The following is a 19,924-nucleotide window of genomic DNA, read 5'->3' as shown; positions in this document are numbered from 1 at the left end:
CTTACAGATTTTTGGGGGATTATTAATTAATCAAATACCTGATTTTATCCCATTGTTTTCTTGATGGATTATTCATAATATTTATACAGATGCACCCAAGTAGAATTCTTGAAAAATCAAGATTTTTATCCAGAAAAATTGCTATTAAGCTCAGTGAGAGTAGAGATGGAAATTATGTTACTTATAGATCTTATACAAAAAAACAAATTGATGAATTTAGAAAATTTAACTATAACTTGAAACCCGTTACTCAAATTTTATAGCCATATCAGCTTTAAAAGTCAAGCTTAGTTATCAATAAAAACTGCTTACAACGAATTTTGAGCCAATAATCTGGCGGCTAAAAAAGTTCTTAGAGGGAAAATAACAGCTTGCCTTCCCGACAGAATAGATAAAATTCGTTACAAGTCGAGACAGTGTTCTACACGGTGCTATTGATAATTAAGCTTTTTCTCCGATTCGACGGCTATATTATTCCTGCGGATGGAGGTTAAATTTAATAAATGTTGTGAAGTTTACAGGCCCAGTAGTACAACACTAACTATACTGATAAAACCCTCCCTTATGTCAATACCGCACCGCCTCCTCTTGGCTCTCTACTTTAAAGTTATATAACTAGACTTTTGTCAATATACTTAATATTTTATGAACCAATCACATACAAGTGACCTGCTTAACTCTTTAAAGCAAGAGTTTCCAAAAACTTGTTTCCTTATTCCTAAGATTGCTCGAGAAGATCAATATAGTCTGACTTATTCTCCAGCCGTACAGGCCCGCAACCCGAGTTTAATATTAGATCATCTGGGTATAGAGCAACTGCAAGAAACTATGCCCAAAATCGGATTAAAAAATTTAGCACAAATAAAATCTTCTCTAAGAGACGAAGCCGGCAGTAGTCATCCGGAGATCTGTCACCGAGAGAGATTAATTACCCGTCATGATAAAGGAGTGTATATTGGGCCAGATGTACTGGGCAGCACTACGGTTTTTTTTCGTAACGAACAAGAGAAACAAGAAGCCAAAAATGCACTAGCAAATCGATATGAATTCATCGATGATTTTCCGGTGTCTGTTCTAACCCAAACCCAAGAGGCGTTGACTGATAGCTCTAACCCTGAAAATCCCTCTGATATTAGGCTAAGATTGCTTGAAGAAAGTGGTATCCCTACAGCCCATCGAAACAAGATTAAAGGTGAAGGAGTTTTAGTGGGTGTATTAGATACTGGAATTGATGCCGATCATCAAGAATTTTGTGACAAAAGCATTTGCTATAGTTATATTCCCCTTAATCCCACTGACTCAAGTCCTCGTAATGTCCGAGGTTTTGATACGGGAGGACACGGAACTTCTATCTGTGGTGTTATAGCTGGCAAGACCCTAGGTATAGCACCTGAAGCAGATTTGTATGTAGCTTCTGTCATTGAAAGTGAAACCCATACCACTACCTATCTTCGAATCAGAAAAAGCCTACAATGGTTGATGGAACACTTCAAGAGCGACAACAATAAAAACAAACCGGCTGTAGTTAATCTGTCTATCTGCTTACCCTCCTCACCTACTCCTCCAGACATTCCTAAGCAAGAAATACTGGAACTGTATCTCAAGATTTTAAGATACGACCTCTATCAAATGATCCAAGCGAATGTAATAGTTATAGCTGCCGTAGGAAATAACCCAGACAACTTTACCTACCCAGGTGGATTCCAGGAAGTTTTGGCTATAGGAGCAGTAGATTATCAGCACCAATTAGCGGACTGTTCCGGAAGCGGTTGCGTCAAGGACGAAGAAGGTCAAGAATATAGCAAACCCGATCTCATGGGTTATGGGGTTGATGTGTACTCGAGTGTTGAAAGAGACTACCAGGGCCAGTCAACTTACAAGGGCCAGAGTGGTACAAGTATCGCTTCTTCCTATGTAGCAGGTATTGCAGCCCTTTATCGCTGTCAAAACCCAACACTTAGCGTAGATGCAGTGAAAACTCAAATTTTAACCAATGTCATCGGCCTCCCTCATATCTCTGAAGCCAAAAGCGGAAAGGGATTAGCTAGATTTGTTCTACAGTAGAGCCACAATTAGAAGGAATTAAACTCATGAAAGAAAAATCTATAATCAAATCTGCTTGTTCACTTGTTTTAGTATTTTTATTGGCTTTATCCATTATTGTTATTGCACCTGGGGTTGCCTCTGCCCAAAATGCTCCAGATGACCCCATAGCCATTTTAAACCAAGCTCAAGCCTTTAAAAGCGAGGGCAATACAGTAACTGCACAGGCTTTGTATCAACAGGCAATTGAGGAAGTAAAGTTAAAGCAACATATCCATGTTCTAATTATAGCCAAGACCGAGTTGGCAGAGATTCTAGAACAGCAGGGAAAAACAGCAGAAGCCGAAAAATTGCGAGAAGAGGCAGAAGCGGCAATAATAGCACTGGCCATTAAACCAAAGACAGCAGGAATATGCGGAGAGTGTACAACGCCCACAAGAAAACCAGGAGAGAGATCCGGAGGACTATGCGTACAATGTGGGCCCTAATATATGACTATATTTCTGTTAAATGCGTGACAGCTTATGATACCCATTAAGCCGCCCTACTTACAATTAGGTTTCACCCTGTTTTTGACAGGGGGACTTTTTTTTGATTATTTCGCTAAGACTGACTTAGTTCAGGCACAAATTACCTCAGATGGAACAGTGTCCACTCAAGTAACTAGCTCAGATCACCTAAATTTTATGATTACTGGAGGCACTCAAGCCGGAAAGAATCTCTTTCATAGCTTTGATAAGTTTTCTATCCCTACAGGGGGTTCAGCTATTTTTGACAATGCTATCAGTGTTCAAAATATAATTAATCGAGTTACAGGTAAATCTATTTCTCATATTGACGGTTTAATTCAAACCCAAGGAAGTGCTAACTTATTCCTCTTGAATCCTAACGGGATTATTTTTGGGCCCAATGCTCAGTTAAATGTTGGGGGATCTTTTATTGCCAGTACAGCGAGTCAGATTAATTTTGCTGATGGTAACATTTTTAGTGCCACCGATCTTCAAGCCCCACCCCTGCTAAGTGTTAGTATTCCCATTGGTCTGCAATTTAGAGAAAAAGCCGCAAATATTATCAATCAATCCAACGTTAACGATGGGTTTGGACTTCAAGTCTCCTCCGGCAACACTTTAGCTCTTGTTGGTGGCGACATATTTCTAGAGGGAGGGAATTTAACAGTTCTAGGAGGAAGAATTGAACTAGGAAGCATTTCTGCGCCGGCTGTAGTCGGCTTAATCCCTATCTCTACAGGTTGGGCGTTAGATTACAATAACGTGCAAAACTTTCAAAATATTCAACTGTCTCAAAACTCTACAGTTAAGACATTCCTTTATCAAGGTAATGGAGAAATTCTTTTAAGGGGCAAACAGATCACCCTTACCGGTAATTCGGAATTACTAAACTTTAATTTTGGAGAAGACCCAGGTGGCAATATAAGTCTCATTGCCTCTGATTTAGTCGCTGTAACTGAAGATAGCAATATAAGAACAAGAGCATTTGCCGCAGGAGCATCTGCTAACATCATGATCAACACCAGACGGTTATTAGTTAGCAATAACGGTGCTTTTATAGACACAGCTACTGAAAGTGATGGACGTGGAGGGAATTTGAGCGTAAACGCCACTGAATCTGTGGAGGTCGACGGAGGGTACTACTACAATGGCTTACTCACTAAAACTTTTGCCGGTGGTGATGCAGGAGACTTAAAAATTCAGACCCAGAGGTTAATCCTGCGAAACGGGGGTTTATTATCAAGCTCAACCAATGGTTCAGGGAATGGAGGAACGATTAGTATAGATGCTTCTAAGTCTGTAGAAATTAGTGGCCTGGGAGTATTCGTGACTCAAGTCATTGCCAGTGGTATATTTGCCTACACAGCAAATGTTGAGGCAACAGGCAACGGTGGCATCATCCGCATCAACACCCAACGCTTGACCATTTTTGATGGGGGAGTGATATCCGTCGTTGCCGATAAGGGAAGTACCGGTCAAGCAGGAACGATAAATATCAACGCCTCAAATTTAGTGCTTGTCAGTGGTTCTGACAGTGGTTTGCTTGCTAAAAGTGAAAGTCCCAAAGCGGGGGGAAATTTATTAATCAACACTGAACAATTAACTATTCAAAATGGGGCACAAGTTAGCGTCAGTGCTACAGGAGAAGGCGCTGCCGGCAACCTTCTTCTCAATGCTTCTTCTATCGACCTCAATCATGGGATTCTTACTGCTGAAACTAGGTCAGGGGAAGGCAATATCAATCTTCAATCCCAGAACATTATCTTGCGTAACCAGAGCGAAATTACGACCAACGCGACAGGAAAAGCCACTGGCGGAAATATTACCATTAATACTGATGTCTTAACTGCCTTAGAAAATAGCGACATCACAGCCAATGCCGAAGACGCTAGAGGCGGAAGAGTAACCATTAATACTCAAGGAATCTTTCGCAGCGCAGACAGTGATATCACCGCTCGCTCTGCTCTGGGCCCGGATTTTAGCGGCACAGTAACCCTCAACCTACCAGATACAGACCCTAACCGAGGCATCGTCCAATTATCAGAAACTCCCGTCGACCCTAACGTTTTAATTGCTCAAAACCCCTGTCAAAAAAGAACAGAGAGTCAATTTACCATCACCGGACGAGGCAGTTTACCCCCCAGTGTCAATCAAGACCTTAGCACCTCTGCGGTTCAAGTGGGATTAGTGGAACCGACTTCAACCCTCTCCACTCAAGAACAACCCCCAAATTATTCTCATTCTGCTACTAACCAAAAGTCTGTTGTCCCTGCTCAAGGTTGGGTCTTCAACGACCAAGGCCAAGTTATTCTCACTGCATACAATCCCAATATTACCCAACCCGAGCGCTTACCCCCAAAATCCGAGAGTTGCCCAAACAAGTAATTAAATCTATTATTATTCTGTTACATTCACAATTTAAGCCAAATTTCAAGGGATTCTTAAACAATCGAAACCAAAGTGGATAATCAAAATTCTAGAAAGCATCATCAATTCAGGAATCTGGTCAACAAAAAACCCAGAAGCCGCTTGTTTATGCTGGCAGTTTTATCCTGTATCCTCGCCCTAGCAATGCCCTTGCTGGTGCCGCAAATTTCCCCAGCAACTCCCCCCCCTCAAACGACTCAAAACCCCCTAGAGCTAGTACAACAAGCCGCTCAATTTTATCAAGCCGCCTCTTTTGAAAAATCTGCTACCCTTTGGCAACAAGCCGTCAACGCTTTTGCCGCCCAAAAAGATCCCCTCAATCAAGCAATGGCCTTAAGTAACCTGTCTTTAACCTATCAACAACTGGGAAAATGGAAAGAAGCCAATCAAACCATTAATGAAAGCCTGAACCTTTTAATTGCCGAAAAAAAAACACCTGAACAACAACGAATCAACGCGCAAACTTTAGACATTCAAGGACAATTACAACTCGCCACCGGACAGCCGACTCTAGCCCTAGAAACATGGCAACAAGCCGCCCATAGTTATAAAACCCTTAATAACCCAGAAGGAGTAATAAAAAGTCAAATTAACCAAGCCCAAGCCATGCAAGAAGGGGGACTATATCCGAGAGCTTGTGAGACTTTATTAAAAGCGCTAAAACTGGATAACCAAGACTGTAATATTTCACAAGAAAATTTACAAACTTTTCAACAAAAGCCGATTACTTACCTAAAAATTCTCGGCTTACGTAGCCTGGGAAATGTCTTACGAGTCTTAGGCAAAACCGAACAATCACAAATCGTATTATTAACCAGTGAAAAATTAGCCCAACAAATCGGAGACACTCAAGAGCTTGCGGCTATATATCTGAGTTTAGGCAATACTGCTCGTGCCTTGGGCAATGAAAAAATTCAAAAACAAATCCCAAGACAGCCACCAATAATTTTCAATCAATCGCTCGCCTGTATCCCCAGCGAAAAACCCTTAACAGCCGCCGAATTTTATCAGCAAGCAGCCGCCTGTTATCGTCAAGTACAATCCTTTACCTCACCCTCCATAAAAATACAAGCAAAGCTAAATTTAATTAGCCTATTAATTCAGACTCAACAAGGGGCGGAACTGCCCACTTTATTATCTCAAATTCAATCAAATATTGCCGCTTTACCTCCTAATAAAATAGCGGTTGATGCCCGTCTTAAATGGACTCAAAATTTAATCTGTTTAAAATCACAACAGACTCAGGATAAATTAATCGCTTTATCCCCGCTTTTACAGCAGTGTTCTTTTCAAGAAAAAATTGCTCTTAACCCTGAATTTATAGAAAGCACATTTCTTCCTTCTTGGCAAGATATTAATCAAATTGTCACAGAAGCCAATCAAATCGCTCAACTTTTAGGAGACAAAAAAGCACAAGCCAACTGCCTGGGCTATTTGGGGGCCATATATGAACACATCGGTAAATTAACCCAAGCTCAACAGTTTAGCGAACAAGCTTTACAAGAGATTTCTAGCTATACATTTCCGGAAATTTCCTACCTCTGGTATTGGCAACTGGGGCACCTCTATCAACTCCAGGGAAACACTAAAAAAGCTGTGTCTAGCTATACCTCAGCCTTTGAAATCCTCCAATCTCTCCGTAAAGATTTACTCGCAACTAACGCAGACATTCAGTTTACTTTTAGAGACAATGTAGAACCGCTTTATCGGCAGTTAGTGAATTTATTATTACAATCAGACAACCCTTCCCCCGAAGACCTTAAACAAGCTCGTGATATTATTGAAGCCCTCCAGGTAGCCGAACTGAACAACTTTTTTCAGGAAGCTTGTTTAGAAAGCAAACCTATCTCTGCCGACCAAATCGACCTCAAGGCGGCTGTCATCTATCCGATTATTTTACCAGAGCGGCTCGTTGTGATTTTGTCTGTAGCTAAACAGCCGCTACGCTACTATTCCACATCATTCTTGACCAGTTCTAATCCAACAGGCGAGATAGAGGCGACTTTTGATGATTTATATGCCACTTTAAACCCGTTTATTGCCACCTCAGAACCCCTCAAACCCTACCAACAATTTTACGACTGGTTAATCCGTCCAGCACAAGCCGAATTAGAAAAAAATAACATTAAAACTTTAGTATTTGTACCTGATGGGATTCTGCGAGGTTTGCCTATGGCTGCCCTTCATGATGGTCAACAGTATTTAATTGAAAAATATAACATTGCCTTCACTCCTAGCTTACAACTTTTTTCACCCGGCTTGCTTTCAGCGAAAAAATTAAAAACGTTAGTTGGCGGATTAACTGAAGCGCGGCAAGGATTTCCGGCTCTACCTGGCGTTCTACAAGAAGTTCAAGACATTAGGGAACTTGTTGCCAATGAAACCCTCTTAAATCAAGATTTTACCCGTAAACGCCTACAACAAGCCATAGAATCCAGCCAATTTCCCATCGTTCACCTAGCAACTCACGGTCGGTTTTCTTCCTTGGCAGATAATACCTTTTTGTTAACTTGGAATGAGCGTATCAATGTTAAAGATTTAGATCAATTACTTCTAGAACGAGAGCGCTATCAGCAAAAGCCGCTTGAACTATTAATTTTGAGTGCCTGTCAAACAGCATTGGGTGACAAACGGGCGGCTTTAGGACTGGCGGGGGTAGCGGTGAGATCTGGGGCACGTAGTACCTTAGCAACTCTTTGGGCAGTACAGGACGACTCTACGGCTGAGTTAATGGCACAGTTTTATCAGAGATTAAACCAACCTAATATGACTAAAGCGGCTGCACTCCGTCAGGCCCAACTTTTACTATTGAGATCGCCTCAATATGAGCATCCTTTTTATTGGGCGGCTTTTGTCTTAGTGGGCAATTGGCTTTAACGCGGAGGGGTCAGATCATTTTAAGAAAGCTTTTGGTGTGATGGAGAATAGGGAGGACGTGCGACGTGAAAGTATTTTTTAGGCAGAAAGCCGAGTTTTTTGGCTCATAATGGGCGAATATTAGCTTTTTTCAACAGTTACAGTCCCTGGGAATCTCTCCTCCCAGTCCCCACGTAAAAGGGTCATTGACCCCGGTCACGCTGGTAGTAAGTAATGAAACCAGTTGAAACTATCGGAGAATTGACAGATTTATTCCCTCAAGCGACCCCAGAAATTCGAGCCACTTTAGACGCTATCTTTGAGCTAGATAACGAACCCATGTCTTTTTCTTATCACCCCAAGGACGGGAGAGCCGTATTTTTCTTCTAACTTGCAGAACTTGTGATAATTTCTCCATCCTCTTACTAGGGGGGCTAATTTCTTAGCTTTTTCCGACGCACCATAATTCGAGCAGTTGACGATAGCTTTTACCTTCTTACGGAATGTTTTAAAATTGTCCGAACTGGGGACACATCTAAATTTTCCGTTGCTTTGCACTTTAAAATGTCATCCTAGAAAATCGAAGCCGTCTAAGGTTTTAACCCTTTTCACATTGAACGAATCGCACTTTCGTATTTAGTAGCGCGGATGCTCATCGCAATGCCTTAAACTCTCATTGTTACTGGATTTTACGCAAAAACGGTTATACAGTTGGTCAGGCAACCAGCAAGCTTGAAAAACTCTCGATTAGTGCTAAAAATGAATTGCTCGCTTCAGGAAGCAGGGCTTAATTTTAATGACCTACCTAACTGGCAGAAACGAGGAGTAGGCTTGTATTGGGAATCTTATCAGAAAGAAGGAGTAAATCCCCTCACGGGAGAGACAGTTTTAGTCACAAGAAAACGACTATTTGTTGACATGGAATTACCTAAGCCGGGAGTTTAGTACCGTCAAAAAGTTGTAAATTTCCTTTTCGTTTACCCTGATGCTCGACTGGTAGTGCTGTCTCGAACTGGCCGAAGAGATAGCCCATTGCCTCAAACTGGGTGGGAGATTTAGGCGGCATAAAGGGAGGCTCGATGACGGATTGAGACATTAATAAAGTAGCGGCACGATTCAATTTTCAGTGTAACCGACTGACCACTAAAATAGGAGTCCGTGCGGCGGCTACCCAGTCTTCGTCTTGTCGCACGGAGTTGAACACACCGATGAAGGCAACTGCTAGATAAACGATATAGAGCGCCCGTAGGGTGTTGAAGACTAGGGGTATAGCTGCACCCGATGAGGTAAAGGTCGTGTTGAAGAATTCCTCGGCATTCTGGAAAAGATGACAAATGCGAGTTATCCCAATGAAAGCGGATTGGGAATAGAACGGCAACTCATACAGCAAAATAAATGTTCTTGGGTATAGTCTCCACTTCCTCGAGCAAACTGACGAATAAACTTCACAGCATCTACATATCCTAATGCGTTAACGAAAGCGTTAATTCCTTTTCGAGTCAGTTCAACTGGAGCCATTTTAGATTACCTTTGATATAAAAAACGAGCAAAGTCTAAAACTTCTCGCCTGTGTTCGTCTGATAAATGAAATACCACCGATGCTACTTTCTCCGCCAGAGATAGCCATTGCTTTGTTTTAGCTTTCCAGACTACGATAAATTGTTCAGAAGATAGGGGACATAAAGCTAAGGTTTCCCCATCGGAATCGCTAAACTCTACTTCAAATTTACCATTCTCATAACATTCTACGATCGCTCCCTGTTGTCCTGCTTTAAGCTGATAATCAGGTAAGTCCCTCAAAAGTTCAATGACATCAAATAATTCTGGCTCAATCATGATCGTTTCCTCACATATAGGGAGACTAATTTAGCGATATCACTATCAGGCTGTACTATCCAGGCAGTTCGTACTATCTCCTGCATTCCGGGTTTAATCCCTTTTATTTCTAAATCTACCTGATAACGTTGTCCATGTTCATCGGATATTCCTACAATAGCCTCAGCTTCAAGAACTTGAGTGCTAATTTGTTCAAGAAGAGTTTCATAATTTTCTCTGGTAAAACCGAGATGACGTTGAAACATTATCGCTTTGTCTGCTCCTTTGCATAAGAGATAAAGGAACGAAGATCACGGGATAAGTCGGCGCGACGGATGGTTATTTGTTCGTCGGGTACTTCGGGGGTGAGTTCGTCTTGCAACAATTCGGATTATTAATCGCTTCTAACGTTTTTGGGGCTTGGTTCTGATGTCCTTTAAAATCCGATAATTTTATATATGTTCCTAGTTCTTCTTTATTGGCAGGTTTCTTTAACGTAAAAGTACAAACAGGAATACAAGCAGGTTCAAAGGCATTGTATTCTAGCTGAATCAATGACGTAATAGTAAAAGAGTTTAATATTTTTTCTCTTAATTTCTCGTAGCTAGAAATAAACATCCAGACAAACGGCGTAATTAACCCAATATAACTGTTTTGATGAGTCCATTGATTAATTCGTTCAATGAACATAGCAAACACATCAGATTTAGCATCAGGATAATAGGTTCTTCCGTACTTAGTGTGCTAAAATATTAAAATTTAATTCTAGTATTTTATTTGGCTAAAATTAAATATGAAGAGATTATTGACATCAATTTTGATTATAAGCGCGGAACGGCGACGGATAAGACGCAATCACAAGAATAACGGCGCAAAAAACTAATAAGGTGAGATAATGAGGAAAATGGTTTTAGCTTTAAGATGACACAATGGAAAATGAAATTCAATTAACACCGGAACAAATTGCCAAATATCGTGCTGAGTTAGCGGATAATCCTGACGCTTGAGCCGCGCTTGATGTCATTGAAGAATGGGAGGGATACTTAGCGGATGCGGCTGAATCTATTGCTACTCGTAACGGTATTGAAGGAGTAGAAGATAATGCTGATTTCCGTTGGTTTGTTATTGTTCTTAATAAATGTCGTGATTCTATTTGTCAACCGAAGTATGAAGCTTTGCGAGAAAAATATTTACCCGCACTTATTCCTACTTTAACAGAGATGGTAGCAGTATCTTTTATGTGTCCGCCGGGAGTAGCAACACTGTTATCAACTGTTGTGATTATTTATATTCAAGAGAAAGGAATGGATAAGTTTTGTCAAAATTCTTCTGACTCTTAAATCCCTGTTGCTATAAATGCTGTCCAATAATAGGGATTTTCAAAGGGATAGGGTTGACGTTTAACCGCAGCTTCTAATAAGTCTTGAAATTTTTTTCTATCACGTTTACTCGGAAATACTTGAGCGAGTAATTGCTGAAAATTTTCGCTCTTTTTAATTCTCGCTAATCTTCTGCTGCTGAGGTTTCTTAACCATGTTTGAGTGTTATTCAAAACAATAGCAATACTTTCTTTATCGCGGATAGAAATTCGTTTAAGACTGTGATAAAATTTAGTCATAAATAAAGCTGTTGCTAGGGGATCTACTGTCCAAAGAGTGCTAACTACACTAGAACTCCCTGCAAATAAAAAACCACTTGGTAAACCAACATATTCATCACTAATATTATCGGTTTTACTTTCTATTATACCACTTTCACAAGCCGAAAAAGTGACTAAGCGGCATTCTCTTAAATCAAGTTTTTCAAAGACTTCTGCTAGGGTTAGGTTAGCTGATTCTCCTAAGTTACCTTCTGGATCTGCTAACATTAATGCTGAGTCTCTAGGGGAGTCATTATTAAATTTGCCATGACATGAAAAGTGAAGACAATGGGAGGCTTGTAATTCTTGACGACGGTTTTCTAGGGTTTGTTCTGAGGCTTCTAATTCACCAATAATAATGGTTTTTTCTGCCTCAAATCCTTGACTAATTCTCTCTATTTCTAAATTTGCTCCTAAGAGGGGTTTTAGTCCTTTTCTGGTGGGGTTTTTAATGGCAAAAAGACGCTCAAAGTTTTCACGCTGTGATGATTTTACGAGTTTTAAAAGTTGGCAACTGGGAACATATACTACACCTTTAGAAAAGCGTTGATAGAGAAATTGTCCATTTTGTAAGGGTAAACAATGAAGGGGAATAATATGTAAAAACCAATGGGGAATTATGATTAAGCGATTGCAAGATAGGGGAAGGAGTTCTAAAAGTTCATCAATCTGGAGAATTTCTGATAGTTCATTTAAACGATAATTCAGAGTTTTAATCCACTCGGTTTTATTATTTTCGTATTCCTGCCGGTAACTATTAATCCAATTAATTAAGCTCTCTCTATCTTCGGCTGAAGATTGCCAAACTTTAATCCCTGTTACCTCACTCTCATCCAAATTCCCGCCGGGAGCAGGGTTAGGGGGGTTCAAACCTTCAGCAGTAACAATAAACACCATAATTCTATCCCTTGCAATATACCATTCTAAAATAGCAGTTTGTTGATTAATTAAGGATTGAATTTCACTTAAAGGAATATTTTGAACCTTTTGAGTTAAGCTAAAAGTCGGATCTATGGGGGTTATTTCACGGTCAATGAGTTGATTTAATTCTTGTTTTAAATGATTGAGGTGAGTATAGTCATTTAAGATGGGTTGTTTTTGTTGATCTAGGGTTAAAATTACTCCCCTATTGCGGGTTTGTTCTTGGATGGCTAACTGTTGTTCTTCCCCAATAATGGCACGACGGAGGCGATCTAATTCGGTAATAATAGTTTGGGGGATATTACCTTTAGGATAGATATCTCGTTCGGTAAGCAATTGGACTAGATAGCGGGTTTTGCTGCGTTCAACGTATTCTAAAGCGCGATCTTTTTGATTGAGGTTGAGATAGGATTGAACTATGCCATGATAAACATCCATTGCATCGGAGAGGATTTCTTGTTGTCGTTGGGGGTTTAAGGCTTCGAGTCGGGTATTTTCTACTGCTTCGATGGCTAAGTTGTAGCCTTTGATGGCGGTTTCCCAGTCTTCAATCAGGTTAGCAGTATTTCCTAAGTTTCGTCCTGTTACTAAACAGTTTATCGGAAAAGCAGTCGGGGTATAAACTTCTAAAGACAGGTGATAAGCTGCGATCGCTAACTCTAGATTATCTGCCCTTTCCCCAAGAATGCGATCCAGATAAGCAGCACCCAGATTATTTTGTGATCCTGCCCATTGTTCAGGAAAAGCTTCACGGCTTCTTACTTCTAAAGACAGGTTTAAAGCCACGATAGATAACTCTAGATTTCGGCACTTTTCCCCTTTGATACGATTGCTATAAGCGACACCGAGATTATTTTGTGATCTTGCCCAATCTTCAGGAAAGGCTTCACGGGTATATACTTCTAATGACAGGCTATAAGCAGCGATGGCTAACTCTAGATTATCTGCTCTTTCCCCAAGAATGCGATTACTATAAGCATTCCCCAGATTATTTTGTGTCCTTGCCCATTCTTCTGGAAAGGCTTCACGGGTTAATACTTCTAATGACTGGTTTAAAGTTGCAATAGCTAACTCTAGATTTAGTCCCCTTTCCCCAAGAATGCGATTACTATAAGCTAACCCCAGATTATTTTGTGTCCTTGCCCAATTTTCAGGAAAAGCATCACGGGTTCTTACGTCTAATGACAGGTTATAAGCTGCAATAGCTAACTCTAGATTATCTGCTCTTTCCCCAAGAATGCGATCACTATAAGCTAACCCCAGATTATTTTGTGTCGTTGCCCAATTTTCAGGAAAAGCATCACGGGTATATATTTCTAAAGACTGGTTTAAAGCCACAATAGCTAACTCTAGATTATCTGTCCTTTGCCCAAGAATGCGATATAGATAAGCTATCCCCAGATTATTTTGTGTCCTTGCCCAATTTTCAGGAAAAGCATCACAGGTATATATTTCTAAAGACTGGTTTAAAGCCACAATAGCTAACTCTAGATTCTCTGCCCTTTCCCCAAGAATGCGATCCAGATAAGCAGCACCCAGATTATTTTGTGTCCCTGCCCATTGTTTAGGAAAGGCTTCACGGGTTCTTACTTCTAAAGACTGGTTATAAGCTGTGATCGCCCTTTCTAGATTCTCTGCCCTTTCCCCAAGAATGCGATATAGATAGGCATTCCCCAGATTATTTTGTGTTCCTGCCCATTGTTCAGGAAAGGCTTCACGGGTTCTTACTTCTAAAGACTGGTTATAAGCTGTGATCGCCTTTTCTAGATTCTCTGCCCTTTTCCCAAGAATGCGATATAGATAGGCATTCCCCAGATTATTTTGTGTTCCTGCCCATTGTTCAGGAAAGGCTTCACGGGTTCTTACTTCTAAAGACTGGTTATAAGCTGTGATCGCCTTTTCTAGATTCTCTGCCCTTTCCCCAAGAATGCGATATAGATAGGCATTCCCCAGATTATTTTGTGTCGTTGCCCATTCTTCTGGAAAAGCTTCACGGGTTCTTACTTCTAAAGACCGGTTATAAGCTGCTATAGCTAACTCTAGATTTAGTCGCCTTTCCCCAAGAATGCGATTACTATAAGCTTCTCCCAGATTATTTTGTGTCGTTGCCCATTCATAAGGAAAGGCATCACGGGTTCTTACTTCTAAAGACCGGTTATAAGCCGAAATAGCTAACTCTAGATTATCTGCCCTTCCTCCAAGAATGCGATCACTATAAGCTAACCCCAGATTATTTTGTGTCCCTGCCCATTTTTCAGGAAAGGCTTCACGGGTATATACTTCTAATGACAGTTTATAAGCTGCTATAGCTAACTCTAGATTATCTGCCCTTCCTCCAAGAATGCGATCACTATAAGCTAACCCCAGATTATTTTGTGACCTTGCCCAATCTTCAGGAAAGGCTTCACGGGTATATACTTCTAATGACAGGTTATAAGCCACAATAGCTAACTCTAGATTCTCTGCCCTTTCCCCAAGAATGCGATATAGATAAGCATTCCCCAGATTATTTTGTGACCTTGCCCATTCATAAGGAAAGGCATCACGGGTATATACTTCTAATGACAGTTTATAAGCTGCTATAGCTAACTCTAGATTTAGTCGCCTTTCCCCAAGAATGCGATATAGATAAGCATTCCCCAGATTATTTTGTGTCCCTGCCCATTTTTCAGGAAAGGCTTCACGGGTATATACTTCTAATGACCGGTTATAAGCCGCAATAGCTAACTCTAGATTCTCTGCCCTTCCTCCAAGAATGCGATCACTATAAGCTAACCCCAGATTATTTTGTGACCTTGCCCAATCTTCAGGAAAGGCTTCACGGGTATATACTTCTAATGACAGGTTATAAGCCACAATAGCTAACTCTAGATTCTCTGCCCTTTCCCCAAGAATGCGATCACTATAAGCTAACCCCAGATTATTTTGTGTTCTTGCCCATTCTTCTGGAAAAGCTTCACGGGTTCTTACTTCTAAAGACTGGTTTAAAGCTGTAATACCTAACTCTATATTATCGGCCTTTTCCCCAAGAATGCGATTTCTATAAGCTTCTCCCAGATTATTTTGTGACCTTGCCCAATCTTCAGGAAAGGCTTTACGGGTATATACTTCTAATGACAGGTTATAAGCCACAATAGCAAACTCTAGATTCTCTGCCCTTCCTCCAAGAATGCGATCATTATAAGCTCCACCCAGATTATTTTGTGTTCTTGCCCATTCATAAGGAAAAGCAGTCGGGGTATATACTTCTAAAGACAGGTTATAAGCTGCGATCGCTTTTTCTAGATTATCTCCCCTTTCCCCAAGAATGCGATCACTATAAGCTATTCCCAGATTATTTTTTGTCATTGCCCATTTTTCAGGAAAAGCATCACGGGTATATACTTCTAACAGGGTCTGATAGCCTGTAATAGCAATTTCTAGATTATTAGCTCGACTTCCCAAGGGAAAATTTTTAATATCAATACATAAATTTTGAATCACCCCGGCAATAACTGCCACTTCTTCAGCCTTCCTTTGAGAAAACACATTTCTAGCGTATTGTTGCAACAGTTGGGCAAAGGTATCATCTAATAGATATTGGCGGCGTTCTAGGATAGGATAAACCACCGTAGGATCATCACTCTCATATTCTGCTTGTAAGACTTCTAATAAAAACTCCTGATATTCCTCTATATTGACCACTTGACGGTTGAGATATTGCTCCAACTGTTGCGCTATATTCCGTAACCAAGTGGCATCATTATTATTTCCTTGTTCTTCTAACCCTGTTGCTTTGTTTTCCATCACCTGCAAGAATTGGGGATCAATCAATTCCTGATTAGTTTGCAGAATATTATTGAGTTCCTCATCATTAGCACAAGCAAGCAACTGTTCAATTAAATTAATATAAGCTTGTAATCTGGCTTCATCCATAACCGTCCCCTCCACCCCTAAAACTACCCTTTAAAATCATCATATATCAGCATTTCCCATGCTTGCCATCAGCATCAAGGAAAATTAGGCGAGATTTAGCTAAATTTTCAGTTTTTGGCACTCGCCCTCAAAATTCAATTTTCATGCCTCAAGTCCCCTTTAACCTCAGAAATGACTGTCGTTTGGGGCAATGGAAGGTAGGAGAAGAGGATTATCGTGGCAAAGAAATTGAAATTTCGATGATTAAAGTCGCTCAATTCTTCGGCAATCTCGGCAAAATTACCAATTCATTCTGGTTACAAGTCTGGTTTGTTGCTGCCCCCGGTTGCGACATCCTGCCCAAGAATACCGTCTGTCTAACCTACCTCAAGAAGCGTAGTATCGCTCAATTCTCCCAGAAAGTCACGGAATTGATGGAAAAGAGAGAACCTGCCCTCGGTATCTTTAAAGGCTCATTCCTCAAACACAATGGGGACAAAGGCGACTATTACAGTGTTGCCTGGGATTGGCGCGAACGGGAAACCGAAGAGGAAATGAACCAAATTGAAAATATTGCTGATTTCATGGTCAATAATCCCAAAATGATTGATTTGTCGGTGAATCTGATTCCGATTGATGATTTGTCGATGGATGAAATCGAACTCCTGATGTCCTCTGCTCCTTCAAGCGAGATTTACCCTGTGCTATTGACCCCATGCAAGCAGGGATCGCAGACGAAGACAATTTCTGTAAGTATTTTGAGCGAAAAGAGGAAGAATTGCCATGAAAATTATTAAGTTACCGTCAGGGGGGAAATTTTATGAAACTCCTTGTGGTCTTTTTCCTAGTGTTACGACCATTTTACAAGCAACCATGCCCGAAGAAGGGCGCACAAGGTTGAGGAATTGGCATAAACGTAATGGTTCTGAAGCCGAAAAACTTCGCTCCTTAGCCGCAGAACGGGGTAAAGTGATTCACAAGCTCATTGAAGCCAGATTTAAGGGAGAGGACGTGGAATGTCCCACAGATGTGAGCGAGTTTTGGAATGAGGCAAGGAAAATTCTGGGGGCAATTGGGGAGGTAGTGGCCAGTGAGAAACCTGTTTATCATCCAAGGTTTCAATATGCCGGAACGCTTGATTTACTGGCTCATTGGAATGGCGTTTTAACTTTGTTTGACTTTAAGACCAGTCATCGGGAAAAAAGATCGCAATGGCTAACCGACGCGAAACTTCAAATTGCTGCAAACCCGTACGGCTTATGAATGCCTTTTCGGTGTGTCCATACCTCAAGGATTGATTATGGTCATCACTCCCAATACCGTACAGCTTTTTAGCTTAGAAACAGAGGAATTAGAAGAATATGGAGGAGAGTGGTTAAATCGTCTCCAACAGTATCAACATCTTCCGTTTTACGGACAGCTATTTTCTAACATCACTTAAAAGAACCTGCAAGAGCTATAAAGGTGACTTAGGAGCGTAAGAAACAAATTTTCTCTTACTCTTCTTTTCTTGTTCTTTTAAATCTTGATAAATGGCTTTTAGATCATTGTTGAATTGCTTAGAATGGGCTTCTCTGAACGAAGGAATTTCTTCTACAATTGGATCAGACAACATCAATTTTCCCTCTCTATAAGTTCTTCTGGAGTACAAATTGTTACAGGTTCATAGCCCTTTGAACGACAAATCCGTTCAACTTCTCTACGAATTATAGCATTAGCAATGTGGTTGCAATTCCATGTTAACAGATAATCTATCCCAAAGGGAAGCCTGTAAGAAGAAGCTGAAGTTCTTGTAAGGCTTGATTTGTGTACAGTAACTAATTATTTGTCGTCGTAACAAATTAATGTCATCGAAATGGTGAATGCTTCAAAATATTACGATATAAGCGTTTCAGACAAATTCTAACATCAACTTCTTGAAAAATTAATCTTTAGAGAGATTAACAAATTAACTGTCACTTTCCCGAAGAATAACAAATTAAGTGTCCATTACCCGAAGGGCACTTTTTTAGTTGACTTTAGCAATCTTAACAAATTAATTGTCACCGTCATGGGCTAAAAGTGATACACTATTACTTAATAAACAAATATGTATTAATTGCACACTATTGTTTATGACGGAGAATCTAGAGTTGTCCATATCTCCACCACCTGTCGAGCAAAATCAAGATGATGAAGAGAATGTCATTGTCTCTGAGTTGTCGGATGAAGCCGAACTAAAGATGGAGGTTATTCAGAGGTTGCTTGAACCTTGCGACCGTTTAACATACGGTAAGCGACTTAAAGAAGCCGCCGAAAAATTAGGCAAATCGAAACGCACTGTACAACGTTTGGTTAAGAAATGGCAGGAGGAAGGTAACACCGCTTTAATAGGCACTAAACGGTCAGATAAAGGGTGTTTTCGCATTGATGAGCAATTACAGGAGTTTATTGTCAAAACCTATCAGGATGGCAATAAAGGAAGCTCTCGCTTAACACCGAAGCAAGTTTATATGAAGACTAAAGCAAAGGCGGATGAGTTAGGAATTAACCCCCCTTCTCACATGACGGTTTATCGAGTGTTACAACCTTTAATTGAAAAGCAAGATAAGAAGAAAAGTATTAGAAGTCCTGGCTGGCGAGGGACTCAATTATCAGTTAAAACTCGTGCCGGACAAGATCTATCAGTCGAATACAGCAATCATGTCTGGCAATGCGACCATACCCGTGCTGATATTTTATTAGTTGATCAGTCAGGACAACTTTTAGGTCGTCCTTGGTTAACAACGGTGGTTGATACTTATTCCCGTTGCATTATGGGCATTAACTTGGGTTTTGATGCCCAAAGCTCTCAAATAGTCGCTTTGGCGTTACGTCATGCTATCTTACCTAAGAATTATGGCAGTGAGTATCAATTAAATGAAGAATGGGGAACTTACGGGAAGCCAGAGCATTTTTACACTGACGGGGGTAAGGATTTTCGCTCGAACCATATAAAACAAATCTCTGTTCAATTGGGGTTTGTTTGTCATTTACGAGATCGTCCCAGTGAGGGGGGAATTGTTGAACGCCCTTTTAAAACCTTGAATCTAGAATTTTTCTCAACGCTCCCTGGATATACGGGTTCAAATGTGCAGGAACGTTCACAACAAGCGGAAAAAGAAGCTTGTCTTACTCTACGAGATTTAGAGCAAAAGTTGGTGCGCTATATAGTAGATAACTATAATCAACGAATTGATGCGAGGATGGGGGATCAAAGTCGCAGAGAGCGTTGGGAAGCGGGTTTATTGACTATCCCTGATGTCATGAGCGAACGAGAGTTAGATATTTGTTTGATGAAACAAACTAAGCGCAGGGTGCAGCGTGGGGGATATATTCAATTTGAAAATCTAATGTATCGAGGCGAAAATTTAGCAGGATATGCAGGAGAAAATGTTATTTTGCGTTTTGAGCCTAGAGATATTACAACAGTTTTTGTCTATCAGCAAGAAAGTCATCAGGAAGTGTTTCTAACTCGTGCTTATGCGTTGGATTTGGAGACAGAACAGATGTCTTTAGATGAGGCAAAAGCAAGCAGTAAGCGAGTCCGAGAAGCCGGCAAGACGGTTAGTAATCGTTCTATTTTATCGGAAATCCGAGATCGCCAGAATTTCCCAAAAGCGAAAAAAACCAAGAAAGAACGATACAAAGAAGAACAGCAAAGTCGTTTATCAACGCCAGTTGAAACAACCAAATTGGAAACTGAGGAGGAGGAATTAACCTCTAATTTTCCTACTTCTAAAACACCACAAGTCCAAGTATTTGATTACGAACAGTTACAAGAAGATTATGGGTTTTAAGT

General features: G+C 40.5%; 17 protein-coding genes and 2 pseudogenes. 10 read left to right on the top strand and 9 right to left on the bottom strand.

Annotated elements, in window-relative coordinates; translation table 11 throughout:
* Positions 1 to 645 precede the first annotated feature (645 nt).
* The 5 genes from CYAN7822_RS23490 (at position 646) to CYAN7822_RS37915 (ending at position 8,225) form a co-directional block, all read left to right on the top strand.
* On the top strand, positions 646 to 2,064 hold the full coding sequence (locus CYAN7822_RS23490) for a S8/S53 family peptidase (protein ID WP_013324734.1): 1,419 nt from the start codon (positions 646 to 648) through the stop codon (positions 2,062 to 2,064).
* Positions 2,065 to 2,090: 26 nt separating this feature from the next.
* Positions 2,091 to 2,531, top strand: coding sequence for a tetratricopeptide repeat protein (locus CYAN7822_RS23485; protein ID WP_013324733.1), 441 nt, complete (start codon positions 2,091 to 2,093; stop codon positions 2,529 to 2,531).
* A 36-nt stretch (positions 2,532 to 2,567) separates the two neighbouring features.
* Positions 2,568 to 4,937 (top strand): two-partner secretion domain-containing protein, encoded by a 2,370-nt coding sequence (locus tag CYAN7822_RS23480; RefSeq protein WP_013324732.1) that lies wholly within the window; start codon positions 2,568 to 2,570, stop codon positions 4,935 to 4,937.
* Positions 4,938 to 5,012: 75 nt separating this feature from the next.
* A complete protein-coding gene (locus CYAN7822_RS23475; RefSeq protein WP_071881429.1) occupies positions 5,013 to 7,856 on the top strand; it encodes a CHAT domain-containing protein in 2,844 nt (947 codons plus the stop codon).
* A gap of 213 nt (positions 7,857 to 8,069) precedes the next feature.
* Positions 8,070 to 8,225, top strand: a complete 156-nt coding sequence (locus CYAN7822_RS37915) for a hypothetical protein (protein ID WP_157871839.1) — start codon at positions 8,070 to 8,072, stop codon at positions 8,223 to 8,225.
* On the opposite strand, the gene CYAN7822_RS35975 is transcribed toward CYAN7822_RS37915, so the two are convergent.
* The 7 genes and pseudogenes from CYAN7822_RS35975 to CYAN7822_RS37905 form a co-directional block, all read right to left on the bottom strand.
* Positions 8,160 to 8,393 carry a group II intron maturase-specific domain-containing protein gene (locus CYAN7822_RS35975; RefSeq protein WP_483466312.1) on the bottom strand — a complete coding sequence of 78 codons (234 nt, stop codon included), beginning with the start codon at positions 8,391 to 8,393 and terminating at the stop codon, positions 8,160 to 8,162. The genes CYAN7822_RS37915 and CYAN7822_RS35975 overlap by 66 nt on opposite strands.
* A gap of 370 nt (positions 8,394 to 8,763) precedes the next feature.
* Positions 8,764 to 8,931, bottom strand: a complete 168-nt coding sequence (locus tag CYAN7822_RS37910; RefSeq protein WP_162052111.1) for a hypothetical protein — start codon at positions 8,929 to 8,931, stop codon at positions 8,764 to 8,766.
* A 27-nt stretch (positions 8,932 to 8,958) separates the two neighbouring features.
* On the bottom strand, positions 8,959 to 9,213 hold the full coding sequence (locus tag CYAN7822_RS35970; RefSeq protein WP_245602633.1) for a hypothetical protein: 255 nt from the start codon (positions 9,211 to 9,213) through the stop codon (positions 8,959 to 8,961).
* Positions 9,177 to 9,353 carry a hypothetical protein gene (locus CYAN7822_RS38725; RefSeq protein ID WP_013324730.1) on the bottom strand — a complete coding sequence of 59 codons (177 nt, stop codon included), beginning with the start codon at positions 9,351 to 9,353 and terminating at the stop codon, positions 9,177 to 9,179. Before CYAN7822_RS38725 ends, CYAN7822_RS35970 begins: the two co-directional genes overlap by 37 nt.
* Positions 9,354 to 9,359: 6 nt before the next feature.
* Complete coding sequence (locus CYAN7822_RS23465) at positions 9,360 to 9,671, bottom strand: DUF4926 domain-containing protein (RefSeq protein ID WP_013324729.1); 312 nt, start codon at positions 9,669 to 9,671, stop codon at positions 9,360 to 9,362.
* On the bottom strand, positions 9,668 to 9,916 hold the full coding sequence (locus CYAN7822_RS23460) for a DUF6883 domain-containing protein (RefSeq protein ID WP_245602631.1): 249 nt from the start codon (positions 9,914 to 9,916) through the stop codon (positions 9,668 to 9,670). The genes CYAN7822_RS23465 and CYAN7822_RS23460 overlap by 4 nt, the downstream gene beginning before the upstream one ends.
* 73 nt (positions 9,917 to 9,989) lie before the next feature.
* Positions 9,990 to 10,364: pseudogene (locus CYAN7822_RS37905) on the bottom strand (Eco57I restriction-modification methylase domain-containing protein); the annotation flags it as partial.
* Between the two features lie 215 nt (positions 10,365 to 10,579).
* On the opposite strand from CYAN7822_RS37905, the pseudogene CYAN7822_RS39600 reads away from it, so the two are divergent.
* Positions 10,580 to 10,990, top strand: a pseudogene (locus CYAN7822_RS39600) (hypothetical protein).
* Here CYAN7822_RS39600 and CYAN7822_RS39595 read toward each other — a convergent pair.
* Positions 10,987 to 16,125, bottom strand: coding sequence for a CHAT domain-containing protein (locus CYAN7822_RS39595; RefSeq protein WP_013324728.1), 5,139 nt, complete (start codon positions 16,123 to 16,125; stop codon positions 10,987 to 10,989). The pseudogene CYAN7822_RS39600 and the gene CYAN7822_RS39595 sit on opposite strands and share 4 nt — an antisense overlap.
* 143 nt (positions 16,126 to 16,268) lie before the next feature.
* Between CYAN7822_RS39595 and CYAN7822_RS23440 the strand changes: the two genes are divergently transcribed.
* The 3 genes from CYAN7822_RS23440 to CYAN7822_RS39590 are packed head-to-tail and all read left to right on the top strand — an operon-like array spanning position 16,269 to position 17,545.
* Positions 16,269 to 16,901, top strand: a complete 633-nt coding sequence (locus tag CYAN7822_RS23440; RefSeq protein WP_245602630.1) for a hypothetical protein — start codon at positions 16,269 to 16,271, stop codon at positions 16,899 to 16,901.
* Positions 16,888 to 17,367 (top strand): hypothetical protein, encoded by a 480-nt coding sequence (locus CYAN7822_RS23435; protein ID WP_245602628.1) that lies wholly within the window; start codon positions 16,888 to 16,890, stop codon positions 17,365 to 17,367. The genes CYAN7822_RS23440 and CYAN7822_RS23435 overlap by 14 nt, the downstream gene beginning before the upstream one ends.
* Positions 17,368 to 17,404: 37 nt before the next feature.
* Positions 17,405 to 17,545, top strand: coding sequence for a hypothetical protein (locus CYAN7822_RS39590; RefSeq protein WP_245602626.1), 141 nt, complete (start codon positions 17,405 to 17,407; stop codon positions 17,543 to 17,545).
* Positions 17,546 to 17,560: 15 nt separating this feature from the next.
* On the opposite strand, the gene CYAN7822_RS38720 is transcribed toward CYAN7822_RS39590, so the two are convergent.
* Positions 17,561 to 17,719: a hypothetical protein gene (locus tag CYAN7822_RS38720; protein WP_013324726.1), complete on the bottom strand. Its 159-nt coding sequence runs from the start codon at positions 17,717 to 17,719 to the stop codon at positions 17,561 to 17,563.
* Positions 17,720 to 18,218: 499 nt separating this feature from the next.
* On the opposite strand from CYAN7822_RS38720, the gene CYAN7822_RS23430 reads away from it, so the two are divergent.
* Positions 18,219 to 19,922 (top strand): Mu transposase C-terminal domain-containing protein, encoded by a 1,704-nt coding sequence (locus CYAN7822_RS23430; protein ID WP_013324725.1) that lies wholly within the window; start codon positions 18,219 to 18,221, stop codon positions 19,920 to 19,922.
* Positions 19,923 to 19,924 lie beyond the last annotated feature (2 nt).

Origin of the sequence: Gloeothece verrucosa PCC 7822 (genome assembly GCF_000147335.1) — a bacterium.
Taxonomy (GTDB): Bacteria; Cyanobacteriota; Cyanobacteriia; order Cyanobacteriales; family Microcystaceae; genus Gloeothece; species Gloeothece verrucosa.
This window is presented reverse-complemented; position numbering and strand designations above follow the sequence as displayed.

Excerpts from the sequence above, each read along its gene's own strand:
- CYAN7822_RS23490 (WP_013324734.1), top strand. The coding sequence starts at position 646 with ATGAACCAATCACATACAAGTGACCTGCTTAACTCTTTAAAGCAAGAG.
- CYAN7822_RS23485 (WP_013324733.1), top strand. The coding sequence starts at position 2,091 with ATGAAAGAAAAATCTATAATCAAATCTGCTTGTTCACTTGTTTTAGTA.
- CYAN7822_RS23480 (WP_013324732.1), top strand. The coding sequence starts at position 2,568 with ATGATACCCATTAAGCCGCCCTACTTACAATTAGGTTTCACCCTGTTT.
- CYAN7822_RS37915 (WP_157871839.1), top strand. The coding sequence starts at position 8,070 with ATGAAACCAGTTGAAACTATCGGAGAATTGACAGATTTATTCCCTCAA.
- CYAN7822_RS37910 (WP_162052111.1), bottom strand. The coding sequence starts at position 8,931 with ATGTCTCAATCCGTCATCGAGCCTCCCTTTATGCCGCCTAAATCTCCC.
- CYAN7822_RS38725 (WP_013324730.1), bottom strand. The coding sequence starts at position 9,353 with ATGGCTCCAGTTGAACTGACTCGAAAAGGAATTAACGCTTTCGTTAAC.
- CYAN7822_RS23465 (WP_013324729.1), bottom strand. The coding sequence starts at position 9,671 with ATGATTGAGCCAGAATTATTTGATGTCATTGAACTTTTGAGGGACTTA.
- CYAN7822_RS23460 (WP_245602631.1), bottom strand. The coding sequence starts at position 9,916 with ATGTTTCAACGTCATCTCGGTTTTACCAGAGAAAATTATGAAACTCTT.
- CYAN7822_RS39595 (WP_013324728.1), bottom strand. The coding sequence starts at position 16,125 with ATGGATGAAGCCAGATTACAAGCTTATATTAATTTAATTGAACAGTTG.
- CYAN7822_RS23440 (WP_245602630.1), top strand. The coding sequence starts at position 16,269 with ATGCCTCAAGTCCCCTTTAACCTCAGAAATGACTGTCGTTTGGGGCAA.
- CYAN7822_RS23435 (WP_245602628.1), top strand. The coding sequence starts at position 16,888 with ATGAAAATTATTAAGTTACCGTCAGGGGGGAAATTTTATGAAACTCCT.
- CYAN7822_RS39590 (WP_245602626.1), top strand. The coding sequence starts at position 17,405 with ATGGTCATCACTCCCAATACCGTACAGCTTTTTAGCTTAGAAACAGAG.
- CYAN7822_RS38720 (WP_013324726.1), bottom strand. The coding sequence starts at position 17,719 with ATGTTGTCTGATCCAATTGTAGAAGAAATTCCTTCGTTCAGAGAAGCC.
- CYAN7822_RS23430 (WP_013324725.1), top strand. The coding sequence starts at position 18,219 with ATGACGGAGAATCTAGAGTTGTCCATATCTCCACCACCTGTCGAGCAA.